12 protein-coding genes are annotated in these 13,636 nt (G+C 64.6%); 5 read left to right on the plus strand and 7 right to left on the minus strand.

Annotation, left to right across the window (positions count from 1 at the left end; genetic code table 11):
* Positions 1 to 75 precede the first annotated feature (75 nt).
* Positions 76 to 657 carry a LysE family translocator gene (locus ACIOTN_RS05660; protein WP_402734887.1) on the plus strand — a complete coding sequence of 194 codons (582 nt, stop codon included), beginning with the start codon at positions 76 to 78 and terminating at the stop codon, positions 655 to 657.
* Between the two features lie 46 nt (positions 658 to 703).
* Here the strand turns inward: ACIOTN_RS05660 and ACIOTN_RS05665 are convergent, their stop codons facing one another.
* The 3 genes from ACIOTN_RS05665 to ACIOTN_RS05675 form a co-directional block, all read right to left on the minus strand.
* Positions 704 to 2,440: a hypothetical protein gene (locus ACIOTN_RS05665; protein WP_402734888.1), complete on the minus strand. Its 1,737-nt coding sequence runs from the start codon at positions 2,438 to 2,440 to the stop codon at positions 704 to 706.
* A gap of 63 nt (positions 2,441 to 2,503) precedes the next feature.
* Positions 2,504 to 3,559: a FecCD family ABC transporter permease gene (locus ACIOTN_RS05670; protein ID WP_402734889.1), complete on the minus strand. Its 1,056-nt coding sequence runs from the start codon at positions 3,557 to 3,559 to the stop codon at positions 2,504 to 2,506.
* The gene (locus ACIOTN_RS05675; RefSeq protein ID WP_402734890.1) at positions 3,556 to 4,503 is read right to left on the minus strand and encodes a FecCD family ABC transporter permease; all 948 of its coding nucleotides are present in this window, start codon (positions 4,501 to 4,503) and stop codon (positions 3,556 to 3,558) included. The genes ACIOTN_RS05670 and ACIOTN_RS05675 overlap by 4 nt, the downstream gene beginning before the upstream one ends.
* Positions 4,504 to 4,756: 253 nt before the next feature.
* Between ACIOTN_RS05675 and ACIOTN_RS05680 the strand changes: the two genes are divergently transcribed.
* Positions 4,757 to 5,764, plus strand: coding sequence for an ABC transporter substrate-binding protein (locus tag ACIOTN_RS05680; RefSeq protein WP_402734891.1), 1,008 nt, complete (start codon positions 4,757 to 4,759; stop codon positions 5,762 to 5,764).
* A 118-nt stretch (positions 5,765 to 5,882) separates the two neighbouring features.
* On the opposite strand, the gene ACIOTN_RS05685 is transcribed toward ACIOTN_RS05680, so the two are convergent.
* On the minus strand, positions 5,883 to 6,011 hold the full coding sequence (locus ACIOTN_RS05685; protein ID WP_286134218.1) for a hypothetical protein: 129 nt from the start codon (positions 6,009 to 6,011) through the stop codon (positions 5,883 to 5,885).
* A gap of 358 nt (positions 6,012 to 6,369) precedes the next feature.
* Between ACIOTN_RS05685 and ACIOTN_RS05690 the strand changes: the two genes are divergently transcribed.
* Together ACIOTN_RS05690 and ACIOTN_RS05695 are read left to right on the plus strand one after the other, a co-directional pair.
* Positions 6,370 to 8,178 (plus strand): glycosyltransferase, encoded by a 1,809-nt coding sequence (locus tag ACIOTN_RS05690; protein ID WP_402734892.1) that lies wholly within the window; start codon positions 6,370 to 6,372, stop codon positions 8,176 to 8,178.
* A 90-nt stretch (positions 8,179 to 8,268) separates the two neighbouring features.
* Positions 8,269 to 9,048 carry a CatB-related O-acetyltransferase gene (locus ACIOTN_RS05695; RefSeq protein WP_402734893.1) on the plus strand — a complete coding sequence of 260 codons (780 nt, stop codon included), beginning with the start codon at positions 8,269 to 8,271 and terminating at the stop codon, positions 9,046 to 9,048.
* 78 nt (positions 9,049 to 9,126) lie between these two features.
* On the opposite strand, the gene ACIOTN_RS05700 is transcribed toward ACIOTN_RS05695, so the two are convergent.
* The 3 genes from ACIOTN_RS05700 to ACIOTN_RS05710 all read right to left on the minus strand — a co-directional run bounded on the left by ACIOTN_RS05700 (position 9,127) and on the right by ACIOTN_RS05710 (position 11,102).
* Positions 9,127 to 9,996 carry a VOC family protein gene (locus ACIOTN_RS05700; protein ID WP_402734894.1) on the minus strand — a complete coding sequence of 290 codons (870 nt, stop codon included), beginning with the start codon at positions 9,994 to 9,996 and terminating at the stop codon, positions 9,127 to 9,129.
* A 654-nt stretch (positions 9,997 to 10,650) separates the two neighbouring features.
* A complete protein-coding gene (locus tag ACIOTN_RS05705; protein ID WP_402734987.1) occupies positions 10,651 to 10,857 on the minus strand; it encodes a type II toxin-antitoxin system YoeB family toxin in 207 nt (68 codons plus the stop codon).
* Positions 10,854 to 11,102 carry a type II toxin-antitoxin system Phd/YefM family antitoxin gene (locus tag ACIOTN_RS05710; RefSeq protein ID WP_402734895.1) on the minus strand — a complete coding sequence of 83 codons (249 nt, stop codon included), beginning with the start codon at positions 11,100 to 11,102 and terminating at the stop codon, positions 10,854 to 10,856. The genes ACIOTN_RS05705 and ACIOTN_RS05710 overlap by 4 nt, the downstream gene beginning before the upstream one ends.
* Before the next feature lie 756 nt (positions 11,103 to 11,858).
* Here ACIOTN_RS05710 and ACIOTN_RS05715 point away from each other — a divergent pair.
* The gene (locus ACIOTN_RS05715) at positions 11,859 to 13,565 is read left to right on the plus strand and encodes an AMP-binding protein (protein ID WP_402734896.1); all 1,707 of its coding nucleotides are present in this window, start codon (positions 11,859 to 11,861) and stop codon (positions 13,563 to 13,565) included.
* The last annotated feature ends 71 nt before the right edge of the window (positions 13,566 to 13,636 follow it).

Here is a 13,636-nt window from a genome sequence, read left to right on the forward strand (position 1 = left end):
CCCAGCTGCAGCTTCTAGCATTGAGTGCATGACCGTTGCTTCCGCCTTGCTGGGTTCAGTATAGTTGCCGCCCTGATGACGTTGATTCCGGGTGTCGATACCGCGCTGATCCTGCGATCGGCCATTGCCCGGGGACGCGGTGAAGCGCTGCTGGCGGCGCTGGGGATCTGCACGGGAGTATTCGTTTGGGGTGTGGCCGCGGCCGCGGGAGCTTCGGCAATTCTGGCCGCCTCATCCCTGGCCTACCAGGTGCTGGCCTATGCCGGCGCAGCCTATCTGGTGTTCCTGGGCGGGCAAATGATCTACCGGAGCCTGCGGGAAAAGCAGTTGACGACTACCCGGGTCCCGATATCGCAAAGCAGGTATCGAACCTACCTGACCGGGCTGGTGACCAACGTGCTGAACCCGAAGATCGGCGTCTTCTATATCGCCGCGATCCCGCAGTTCACCCCGGCGGGCACCAACGCCCTATTCATGGGCATGGGGCTATCGGCGGTGCATGTTGCACTGACCCTGGTGTGGGCAGTGGCCTTGGTATACGGGGTTCGGATCGCTGGCCGCTGGCTGGGCTCAGCGAAGTCGGTGTCCTGGATGGACCGGATCACCGGGACAGTGCTGATCGGGTTCGGACTGAAAGTTGCGCTCTCGCGCCCATAGCATCTTGGCCACGCCGGCAGGTGCAGCAGTTCGCGGCTCCGGGTGCTCAGGCGGCCACCGGAACACTGTTTCTTCGCGGTACCTGCATCGGGTCCAGGTGCTTGGGCAGCAGGATGTGAGCCAGTCCCCCAACGGTAACCAGGGTCAGCAATCCTGCATGAATGGCATGGTGGTGCCTCCGACACAGGCAGCTGCCATTGCGCGATGAAGTGCACCCGCCACGTTCCCACCAGTTGTCGTGATGGTATTCGAGCATTTCAGGCGGTGCGGTGCATCCCGGGACGATGCATCCGCGGTCGCGGGCGAAAATTGCGCGCTTCATTGCATCCGTGAAGAAGCGTTCCTTGCGTCCTACATCCAGCGGTTGCCCATCGGGTCCGAAGACCACCCGGTAGATCTCGCCTTGGCAGATCAGCTGTGCGGTGTCCGCGGAATCGAGTTTCACCCCGTGGTCGGAGGTGGCGCGAAGCTTGGCCGGATCGCCAAGATCCTGCGGATCGCGCAACTGGATATGGATGCCGATCCTTGGAATGATTCCATTGGGCGCGGCACCTGCCGTGCGCCCTCTCAGCGCGGCCAATAGTGCGTTGAGCCGGCGCTGGGCCACCGGAACCTCCCCATCGCCAAGCAGCAGGGACGTTTGGAGGCCTTCACCTGCTCCGCCTGCGCCGCGCGTTTCCTGCTCATCAACAAGCTTGTCAGGTTGTTGCTGCGCTCCGGACAAGGATTCTTCCTCCCCGTGCCCGTCCTGGGCCCATGGCGGTGGTGGTTCCTTGCTGCTGAACAGGTCGTCGGTGGCTGATTGCCCGGCATTTGCCCCGGGATCCGCTTCCTGCTGGTCCTCTGAGGCGTTCTGGCCATCATCAGGGGCAGCGCCTGAACCGGATTTGGCGGCACGGGCGGCTTTGCCTGCCTTGGTACGCGGGTTATCGGCCTGGGCCAGGGTGGAGCGGAATTCCTCGCGCTGGGTCCCGGCGATGTAGAGCTCGTACTTGTCGCAGTCGCCCACGGCGCCTCGCGGATAGATGCCGGGTGCCGGGTTCCTGGTTTGCTTGCGTGCCCTGCGCTCAGCGGAAAGCATTGCCGCGAGCTGGGTCTCGCGGGTGGCACGGTCAGGTTCCTGCAGCAGCGCGGCGGCTTGGTGATCGAGCAGCTGGCCCTGTTCATTGCGGGCGGACGATTCCAGCGGCCGGCCTTGGAAGCTCGTGTCAGCCGGCTCGAATTTGTCCAGTGCGCGGGCCGTGCGGGCAATCAGCCGCGGGTCCAGGTCCGGCGCTTCGGCGTAGAGCCTGGCCAGCTGGGACAAGCGCGGCGCGGCGGTGCTGCCATCCATGAGGCGCCGGGCGATGAGCAGGTGCGCGTCATTCACCCGGTGCTGCCCCTCATGGGCGTTGATCCCCAGCCAGCTGGCCAGGAAGTCGCCGGTGTTCTGGTAGTGGGCGCGGCCTGAATGCTGGCGGGCGGGGCGGTCGTAGCTGGTCCGCGATGCGGAAATGGCCGCCAGCTCATCGTCTTCCAGCAGGTGGGCGCCGGTTGATTCGAGATGGATAGCGCAGTGCAATTGCTCCCGCAGGGTGTAGCGGTAGAGCGTTTCAATCAGCCGCGCATGCCCCGCCGCCACCCGCGGGTCATCGGACTCGCGCAGGGTGCAGGAGAGCTTGGCCAGCAGCGCGCAGCAGGAAGCCATCAGCTCAAGGAGCACTTGGGTCGCTCCGCGCGGGAGCGACCCGGTGATGGATTCGCGCAGGACCTGGATCGCTGCGGCTAGCTGGTGGATGCCCATGGACCCATCATGGGCGCGGCCAGAGGACCGAGCTGGCAGCCATCGCCAACTGTGGATAAGCCGCTAGCCGCGTTGGCGGACCTTGGACTGGCGGATGACCAGGAAGATCAGGTACGGGGCGCCAATCACCGCGGTCGCCACCCCGGCAGGCAGGATCACCGGGAAAGCCCGGGCCGCAACCAGGTCGGCCAGCAGCACGAAGATCGCCCCGATCAGCGCGGCATGGGGCACCGGCGGGATGGTGCCGCGGGCCACCAGCCGCGCGGCATGCCCGCTGGCCAGCGCAACGAAGGCCAGCGGCCCGGCGATCACGGTCGCGGCAATGGCCAGCAGCGAGGCGATGCCGAGCATCAGGACCCGGTCGCGCCCCAGGTTCATGCCCAGCGCGCGGGAGGTATCCGAATCCAGCGCCAGCACCTCGCGCTGGTTGCGCAGCAGTGCGGCCGCGGCCAGTCCCAGCGCGATGACCGCCGGCGCGAAGGCCAGGTCGGCCCAGGAGATCGCGTTGATGGTCCCGGCCAGCCAGGTCAGCGCCTGCTGGGCGTTGTAGATTTCTCCCAGGGTCAGCATCCAGGAGGTCAGCGCGGCGCACAGCCCGGAAAAGCCCAGGCCCACCAGCACTAGCCGGTTGCTTTCCAGGGAACTGTGCCAGACCAGCGCGAAGACCAGGGCGGAGACCAGCAAGCCGCCCAGGGTGGCGGCGATGGGCAGCCCGTAGTGCACCAGCAGTTCCGAACGGCCGCCGGCGTGCACGCTCAGGGCCAGCACGGCCACCGCGCCCAGGGCCGCTCCGTTGGTCACCCCAAGGATGTCGGGGCTGGCCAGCGGGTTGCGCGCCACGTTCTGGGTCAGCGCCCCGGCCACTCCGAAGCCGGCCCCGGCCAGCACCGCGGCCACGCTGCGCGGCAGCCGGAACTCGATGATCGTCAGCTCGGTGCGCGGATCCGGGGCCGCGCCGAAGAGCGTAGCCACCACATCGCCCAGCGCGATCGGGGTGCCCCCGATGGCCAGGTGCAGGCAGAAGGCCGCGAGGGCCACGGCCAGCAGGATCAGGCCGGTAGCCACAGCGCGCCGGGCGCGCACCGCGGAAGCGGGGGTGCGGATCGCCGGGGCGCTCATACGGTGACCGCCTTGCGGCGCCGGGCCACGTAGATGAAGAAGGGCGCGCCGAGCAGCGCGATGACCACGCCCACGGGCAGTTCCCCGGGGCGGGCCAGCATGCGGCCGAGCACATCGGCCACGCACAGCAGCAGCGCGCCGCACAGGGCCGAGCCGGGAATCACCCAGCGGTAGTCGGCGCCGAAGATGCGCCGCGAAATATGCGGTACCAGCAGGCCCAGGAAGGCGATCGGCCCGGCCAGGGTGACCGCCAGCCCGGACAGTGCCACGATCGCCGCCAGCCCCAGCCCGCGGGCATGCAGGGCGGTGACCCCGAGGCTGCGGGCGGAATCCTCGCCCAGGGTCAGCGCGTTCAGCCCGCGGGCATTGGCCAGCGCCAGCACGGTACCGGCCACCAGCAGCGGCCACAGCGACAAGAAGGATTCGTAGCCTTGGACCACGGAGCCGACCTGCCAGAAGCGCAGGGTTTCCAGGGCCGCATCGCTGAGCAGCACGATGGCCGAGACCACTCCGGCGCAGAGCGCGGTGACCGCCGCGCCCACCAGCAGCAAGGTGATGGGCGATCCCCCGCGCCCGTCGATGCGCCCGATGCCGAAGACCACCAGGGCCGCCAGCAGCGCTCCGCCCAGGGCCAGCAGCGCCTGGGTCCACGCCGGCAGCGGGCCGGAGAAAGCCGCGACCGAGACGATGGCCAGGGCCGCGCCCTGGTTGATGCCCAGCAGGCCGGGTTCGGCGATCGGGTTGCGGGTGTGGCCCTGGATCAGCGTGCCGGCCATCCCCAAAGCGGCGCCGGCGGCCAGCGCGGTGACGGTGCGCGGCCAGCGGATCTCGCGGATGGCGATGTCGCTGACCTGGCCGTCGGGGGCCAGCAGCGCGTGGCGCAGCTCGGCGAAGCTGGAGGTGGTACTGCCGATCCACAGGCTGAGCCCGATGGCGGCGCCCACGCCGGCGGCCAGGGCCAGCAGCGAGCTGATGCGCGGTGTGGTGCGGTCGATGGTCGGTGGCCTTTCTCGGGCCGCGGAGTGCGCGGCGGGTGCGTGCAGGATATGCGAAGCAATGATGTCGCAGGATCTTGACCGGGACGGCCGGATCCATGCTACTGTTCTTCTCGCGCGCTAAGCTTACCCTTGCCTAAGTGGGGCAAGCAAAAATACATCATGCGCTAATTAGTCAATCACCTTCATGGAAAGCACTCGCATGCACACTCCCCGCATTCTCGCCCTGAGCGCCGCCCTGGCCGCGGCCGCCCTGGCCCTGTCCTCCTGCGCCAGCTCCTCCCCGAGCACCGAGCCGGCAGAAACCGCCGCCACCGCGGAAGCCGATTCCAGCTTCCCGGCGGCCATCAAGCACTTCCGCGGCACCACCGAGCTGGCCGAACGCCCGCTGCGCGTCGCCGCACTGGACCCTTCCTACGTGGATGCCGCCATGCTGCTGGGAGCCGAGCTGGTGGCCTACACCGAATACCGCAAGGGCAACAACCCCTTCCCCGAGTACCTCGGCGACATCACCGAGCAGACCGACGAAGCCGTGAACGTCGGCACCATCACCGAACCGGATCTGGAAAAGTTGCTGGCCACCGAGCCGGACGTGATCATCTCCGCCGACGTGCGCCAGGGCGCCATGTACGACCAGCTGAACAAGATCGCCCCGACCATCTTCTCCGAGTCCACCGGACCAACCTGGAAGGAAAACGTGGTGCTGCTGGGCGAGGCCCTGGGCAAGAAGGAGCAGGCGGAAACGGCCGTGGCTGACTACGAGGCCCGCGCCGCCGCGGTGGGCAAGGAAATCCTGGCGAAGAAGCCCGAGACCACTTACTCGCTGGTGCGTTTCGCCGGCGAGGACACCGCGCGCCTGTACGCCACCGATTCGTTCATCGGCGAGATCATGGTGGACATGGGCATTCCGCGCCCGGAGGATGCCCCGGATACCACCGAGTCGATCTTCGTTCCGCTGTCGCCGGAGGAAATCCTGAAGGCCGACGCCGAAGTGATCTTCCAGTCCACCTGGGCCCCGGAAGGTGCCGAGGGCGACGCGTCGCGCGCCCAGGAAGACAAGTTCACCTCCAACCCGTTGTGGAAGAAGCTGGAAGGCGAGGTCATGCAGGTCGACGACTCGATCTTCCTCTCCTCGGTGTCGCTGCAGGGCGCCCATGAGGTCATCACCCAGGTGGCCGAGCACTTCGAGGTCGATCCGCAGCTGCCCTAAGCGGCGCCCGGAATACCGGCAATTAAAATACTCGAGTCCCTGCCCGGCGTCATTCGCCGTAGGCAGGGACTCGATTCATTTACCGGCTCCGTGCGCGGGAGCCGATGCCAATCAGTGGTTATCTGGCAGCTTTGCGCACCGGATCGACAGCGACCTCCGCGTGCTTCAGCCGCTTCTCAGCGCGCTTTTCCTTGATGCTCTTGCCTGGTTTTTTCGCTTCGCCCTTGCGTGGGGATTTGCTCGACATGACGTGCCGTCCTTTACCGGAGACGCGCTGCGCCTCCAACAAGTGTGGGGAGAGTACCCCATAACCTGAACCATAGGAAGTTTCGCACCGAAGAGCAAGGGCTGGAGCCTTCCCGGCGATTCCCCCACGGCGTTCGGCGAGCGCCACGGCGTTTTCGAAGATGCGTTCGAATCCGCGGTGGCCGCCTCTTTGGCCACTGGGCCGGCCCTGCGGTGCAGCTCAGGGAAATCGAGGCCGACACGACGGTGTCTTCCCAGCGCCCGCCTAGCTTCACCGCGTAGTCTGGAATGTGGCGCGAGGAACTGCATATCCTCGCGCGAAATTAACTTTGCCGTGGTCAAACTAAGGATCATTCTCCGTGAATATCAGGGAACAGCAGCTGGACGCCTACATGGTCACGTGGAAGCTCGAGCGCGAATTCGGCGGGATGACCACCGTCTGCACCCAGCGCGCGGCCGCGTTCGCCCAGCGGCACGGTTCTGCCGCGGTGGTGACCTTCGGCCCCAACGAACAGCTCCCGCAGATTGTCGAGGAACTCGTCGAGCGCGGCAAGCTTTCGCCCAAGGTCCGGGTGCTCAATCCCTACCTCCACCTGGCGGAGCATGACCTGCAGCCGCAGGCCAGCATCCCCGAGCGGAAGGCCGAACCGGCCTGCCTGGACTTCACGGTACGCAAGTCCGTCCACCACCCCGGCCAGGATGCCACCTTGTTCTGCGAGCACAGCGTTGCCGGCCCCGAAGGCGGGGTCAAGAAGACCACGTACTACCGGGCCGATGGCACCGTCTTCTTGTCCGATATGAAGTTCCACGACGGCAAGGCCCGCCGCATCGTTGAGGCTTTTGACCGCAGCGGAACCCTGGTGGCCCGCTTCCCCAGCGCGGCGGCTTTCTACCGCCATTGGCTGTCGCAGATCGTCGACCACCCGAACTCCTTGGTGGTCATCGACAGCAAGTACACCGCGGCCATGCTCGCTTCCTGGAAACCGGTGCACGTGCCCAAGGTGTTCACGTTCCACAGCATCCATGTGGCCAAGGGGCAGGACCTTGCCAGCGGCCAGCTCTCCAAGGGCCACGAACCCATCATCGAAGAACGCTCCAACTGGGATGCTTTTGTCTTCCTGACCCAGGCCCAGCGCCAGGCCTATGTCGACCGCTTCGGCGAAGCCGACTCGGCATTCGTCATTCCCAACCCGCTGAACCCGTCCACCGTGCAACCGCCGGTACCGGCACGCAGCTCGACCAGCCTGATCGTGGCCGGCTCGCTGACCCCCAACAAGAACGTAGCCGCCGCCCTGGATGTCCTCCACGAACTGGTCCTTCGCGGCAAGCGGCCGACCCTGCACATTGCGGGCGAGGGCAGCGAACACGCCGCGCTGGAAGAACGGGCCGCCGAGCTGGGCCTGCGCGAGTCGGTGATCTTCCACGGCTACTCCGACCAGCTCCCCCGGCACTTCGCTTCCTGCACGGCCCAATTATTCACCTCGACCAACGAGGGCCAGGCGCTGGTCATCCTCGAGGCCCAGGCCCAGGGATGCATCCCGGTGTCCTTCGACATCAACTTCGGCCCTGCCGACAGCATCACCGATGGGCATAACGGCTTCCTGGTCCGCCATGGCGATATCCAGGCCATGGCCGACCGGGTGCAGCAGCTCATGGACGATCCCGCCCTGGCCGCCCGGATGTCGCAGCAGGCCCGCACTTTTGCCAGCGAGTACCAAGCCCGCGATCTAGTCTCACTTTGGGAGGACACCATGTCCATAGCGAAGATGCTCAAGAAGCTCGGCGCGAAGAACCGCGTCCCGCATTTCGAAGCAAGGCTGCGGGGCGTCGACTTCCCTGACGGCCAGGGATTGCGGGTGCGGGTGGAGCATCGGGCCCACGTCGAAGACCTGCCCGATCCGGCAACCTTCGAGCTGGTCTTCGTCAATCGGGACAGCAAGGAAGAAATCGCGGCCGTGGCCAGCAGCAGTGTGGACGAGCAGCTGGCGGTCTTCGATGTGGAGCCGCAGCTCTTGGGCGAGACCCAGGAACAGGATGCGGCGGTGGACGTGAACCTGCGCCTGCGCGTGGGCAAGGCCATGGAAATGAAGCGCCTGGGTCTGCCCGAAACAATGATCCTGCCGTACTTCACCACGCACAAGAACCTCTCCTTCCGCCCCAAGCAGTAGCCGGGCAGCAGCTCGCATCCAGCGCGCGTTCGGGACTTGCTGACAATTCTCCAAGTCCGGTCCCATAAGCTCGATCGCATGCGAATTCAGATGTCCCAACTGCGACCGCTGCTCAAAAGCCACCGGATCCTCATGACGGTTCCGGGCATGAAGGATTTCCAGGACACCGGAAGCACCTACAATCCCGAGGCGTGGATCAGCTACCAGGAAGACCTCGCGCTGGATCCCTACACCACCTTCTGGGGAACCAGCGGAACAGCCCTGCCCCGCATGGGCGCGTTCTCCTACACCCATTCAAAGCTCAACAAGGCCATCAGCGTCGGGCGGTTCACCTCGATCGCCAAGGGCCTGACGGTCATGGCAGCCAAGCACCCCCTGGAGTGGGCATCGACCAGCCCGGTGTTCTACAACCAGCGGCTGCTGATGCGCACCTACGCGGACGATCACGGCGCGGAACTGGGGACGACGAAGTACGGCTACACGCCGGGGAAGATCTCCATCGGCAACGATGTGTGGATCGGCGAAAAGGTCACGCTGGGCCATGGGGTCGCCATCGGCGACGGCGCGGTCATCGCCTCGAATTCCGTAGTCACCAGCGACGTCGAGCCGTACACCGTGGTCGGCGGCCTGCCGGCCAAGAAGATCCGCGACCGCTTCGATGCGCCGACCGTCCAGGCCCTCCAGGCATCGCAGTGGTGGCAGTACGCCCCGGAGAACCTGACCCACCTGGACGTGGCCAACCCGGCCGCCTTCGCCCAGCAGGTGCTAGAACAGGCCGAGGCAGGGAATTTACCGCCATTCAAGACGCGGCCATTGACCGCCAAGACCATTGCCGAGCACCTGGAGGCCCTGGGCACCGGAACCGGGTGAAGACAGGAAGTGCCCCCGGGCGCTCGCCGGTTCGGCGAGCGCCCGGGGGCACTGAAGCCTCTGGGCGTTGGATCCGCGTTAGCCTACGGCAACGCGCAGTTCGTTGTTCCAAGGATCCCGGAAGCGAAGTTCGGCTCCGGTGTGGTGGTTTACCACCTCGGCGTAGGCCAGCCGCTCGGCGAGCTTGCCGACTTCTTCTTCGGTCGGGACGTTGATCAGCACTTCACCCAGCCCCAGCGTGTCCTTGCGCGGGCCGGCTCCGCGCGAGTTCCAGACGTTCATGGCCATGTGGTGGTGGTACCCGCCGGCCGAGACGAATAGTGCCTGCTCGCCCAGGGTGGTGGTTTCGTCAAAGCCCAGGGTGCTGACGTAGAACTGGCGGGCGGTTGCGACATCGCCCACCTGCAGGTGCACGTGGCCTACATCCGCGGCGGCCTTGCGCTGTTCGGCAATGGACCGCTCGGTCAGGTGCTCATTGAGGAACTTGTTCGGATCCAGGTAGATGGTGTCCATGGCCACCTCGCCGCCGTTCCAGCTCCAGGTATCGCGCGGGCGGTCCCAATACAGCTCGATGCCGTTGCCCTCCGGGTCGGTGAAGTAGAACGCTTCGGATACCAGGTGATCGGAGCTGCCCACGAAGCGGCTCTGGTCGAACTGGGCTGCCGACAGAACGGTCGCAGCCAGATCAGCCTTGGTGTCGAAGAGCAGCGCGGTATGGAACAGTCCCGCCTCGTTGCGCGATGGGAGCTGCAGTCCTGGCGCGTTCTGCAGGTTGACCAGTTCCTGGGTACCGCGGCCCAGGCGGGTGCCTTCGGCTGATTCGGCCAGCACTTCAAGGCCCAGGGCCTTCTGGTAGTACTCGCTCATGGTTTTCATGTCGCCGACCTTGAGCTGGACTGCGTTCATGTGGGTGGTGGCCGCTAGTTTGTCTTGCTGGAGTACTGACATGGCAAGCTCCTTTTCCAAGTGCATCGATTCCCTATTGATTAACAGCCTATCGCAAATTACTTGATGCTTCAATGAAATTGGGATGTTCAGCCGATCACAGCGAATTCGGTTCCGGGATGGCATTAGCCTCCCCTGCTCGCACACCAAGAACCCCGCTGCCAAAACTACGAAGGCCATCCGGATTTCCTTGCGGCAGCAAGGTCTCTGCTTGCCTGCGCCATGGCGCTTACCAGCGGTGGCGGATCAGAGAATCACGGTACGGCTCCGGGTTGCCGATGGCGACACCATGGATGCCAGGGCGGCGGGCGCAGAAACTCGAGTCCAGCTGCTGAACATCGACATCACTGAGCCAGTCACGCGGGCAAGGAGGTCGAGTGCCTCGGGCCAGCGGCTGCCGAATATCTTGAGCACGCCCTGCCGGCAGGACAAAGAGTCAGCTTGGGATTACAACGTGCCCTGCACGGACCATGCGTGCCGGACCCTTGCGGCCGTCCCTGGAAGCGATCTGCCCATCAATAGAGATTTCGCCCGCGCGTTCCCCTCGAAGCGCCGCGATAACGCACGCCTGCCAGGCGACCGAATGCTTGAAACCGTTCACTAACGGCACCTGGCCTGCAGGATTGCCACCGCGCGATCATCGGCAATATAGACCAGTCAATTAGCTTCATCAATGCGGCGCAACCACGCGCCAGCCAGGGTACGCCTCAACAGTTCAGACTTGCCAATACCCTCAATCGGGTCACAGCAAAGCACAGCCTCAATCAACGCATGGATGCGCTTGAGCGTTTTGCGATCTTGGGTCTGCCAGTGGAAATAGTCTTCACAGCCGGCAGCCGTCCAGATCAGCAGTCTTTCACTCAGGGATCACTAGGTCCACGCGCGGACACTGGGCCACCGCGTACCGCTTCCAGCGAAGCAAGCAGGCGGAGCGCATTCCTCGGCGAGCGCAGAAGGTAGCTCGTTTCCACCAGAGAGTCATACTCATCTTTAGACATGAGGACTGCAGATCCGCGCTTTGACAAGATCTCCACTTCGGCATGGTCAAGATTGACTCGTTCGATCAAGCCGAAAAGATCGCGGCGCGCCTCACTCGCTGTGATTGCCATGCCCCTCCTTGGTCAGTACTGGATATGGTACAACTTCTAGCCGTCTTCGAGAGACTCTATCCCCAAGTGCAACCCGATCCCTGTTTCCATGGGGCATCGCAGTTGATACTCAGATTTCACGGAAAATGGGCTGCCCGGACAAAGCCGCTTGGCTTTAACCATGGGTTACCCAGTCCCATTTCTTGGTCGGCACTTAATAGAGGAAGGGTCTGGACTGCTCGTGGATCCAGATCAATCAACAGCACGTTTCTACCCGCTTCAACTACTCCGGTCGCAAGCGAAACCGCTGATGCGACAACAATGGAACAGGCAGACGAGCTCGCCGATCAGGCAGATTCCGCAGTGGCCCCGGGCCACACTGCAGCCACTGCATTCCATGCCATTGCCCCGGCGTACGGGTTGCATCCGCGAGGATCGGTAAAACCACTGCCCTGGAAATGTAGCATTAACAGCCCTGGCCGAAGACCTCAAAGGCCAACAACGAAGAAGCCTGCATCCGGGCAGTCGGACCCCAGAAATAATGCAAGGCCACACGCCGCCGCTGCAGACGGGATATCGGGAATAAACTGCTAGCTGGGCTCTGGTCACCGCGTAACCTGGGATCGGGATTCAGTTCGACTTAGCACGGTCATCATGGGGTGGCCCGGTTTTATATCGGTGGCGATCTTCCACTCGCTAGGACTCCCAAGTATATTGACTGGTGATCCACCTCACCTTGGGTTTTGGTGGTTTACCCAGAGCTACGGAAGGTTAGTTGTGAGCGTTACCGAAGAATTCAGAGCAGCCCGTGACCGTCTCCTGGAGCTAAGGGAGGATTACCACCAGGCTCGCGCCGAGTTCGCCTGGCCGGAATTCACCGAGTTCAATTTCGGCTTCGACTGGTTCGACCACGTCGCCCGGGATCCGCAGCGCTCCGAGCGCCCAGCACTGGTCATCGCCGAATCCGACGGCAGCTGCACCCAGCGGACCTGGGCAGAACTATCAACCCGGTCCACCCAACTTGCGCGCTGGCTCAGCGACCAGGGCATCAAGCGCGGGGATTCAATCGCCATCATGCTGGGCAACCAAGTAGAGCTTTGGGAATCGATGCTGGCAGGCATCAAGCTGGGTGCGGTCATGGTCCCCTGCACCACGCAGCTGACGCCCACCGATCTGGCCGACCGCATTGCCCGCGGCCATATCCAATGGGTCGTCACCAACGAGGGCGAAATCCCCAAGTTCGAATCGGTGCCGGGCGATTACACGCTGATCCAGATCGGCGGGCAGCCGCCGGCTGGCATCCTCGACTACTCCCAGTCGTCCGCGGCAGAAGCGGCCTTCGCGCTGGAGCACCCGACCCGCGCCGATGAAACGCTGCTGCGCTATTTCACCTCCGGCACCACCTCGAAGGCCAAGCTGGTCGAGCATACGCATACCTCGTATCCGGTCGGGCACTTGAGCACGATGTTCTGGATCGGCCTCGAACCAGGCGATGTCCACCTGAACGTCGCTTCGCCGGGCTGGGCAAAGCACGCGTGGTCCAACTTCTTCACCCCGTGGATCGCCGAAGCCACGGTCTTCATCTACAACTACGACCGCTTCGATCCAGTGGCCCTGATGAACCAGATGGACGCCCAGCAGGTCACCAGCTTCTGCGCACCGCCGACCGTCTGGCGCCTGCTCATCCAGGCCGACCTCGGTGCGCTGGAGCATCCGCCGCAGAAACTGGTCTCGGCCGGCGAGCCGCTGAATGCAGAGGTCATCGACCAGGTCCACAAGGCCTGGGGGCAGGTGATCCGCGACGGGTTCGGGCAGACCGAAACGACGGTGCAGATTGCCAATCCCCCGGCGGAGCCCATCACCATCGGCGCCATGGGACGCCCGATGCCCGGCTACGAGATCGTGCTGCGCGATCCGGCCACCGGGGAAGAAGGCGATGTGGGCGAGATCTGCCTGGTCACCGCCCAGCGCCCGCTGGGGCTGATGAAGGGCTATTTCGAGAACGAGGAAAAGACCAATGAGGTCTTCCGGGACGGGGTCTACCACACCGGGGATATCGCCGAGCGGGACGAACGCGGCGTCCTGACCTATGTGGGGCGCGCCGATGACGTCTTCAAATCCAGCGACTACAAGATCAGCCCTTTCGAACTCGAATCGGTTCTGATTGAGCATCCGGGCGTGGCCGAAGCGGCCGTCGTTCCAGCACCGGATGAGCTGCGGCTCACGGTGCCCAAGGCCTACATCGTCGCGTCCGGCGGGCATGAGCCCGGACCGGAATTGGCCGAATCGATCCTGGCCTACTGCCGCGAGCACCTTTCGGCTTTCAAGCGCATCCGCCGGCTGGAATTCGCGGACCTGCCCAAGACGATCTCGGGCAAGATCCGACGGGTGGAGCTGCGCCAGGCTGAAGTGGACCGGCACCGCGCCGGCGCCCCGGCGGGCACCGAATACAGGGACACCGACTTCCCGAATCTCAAGGGGTAGAGACCTAAAGTATCCAGGGCGCTTTCCGGACATGGCTTCGGCAGGCGCCCTGGATTTTTCTCTTCCCTCGA

It is taken from the genome of Glutamicibacter sp. NPDC087661 (assembly GCF_044743275.1).
In the GTDB taxonomy this organism is placed as follows: domain Bacteria; phylum Actinomycetota; class Actinomycetes; order Actinomycetales; family Micrococcaceae; genus Glutamicibacter.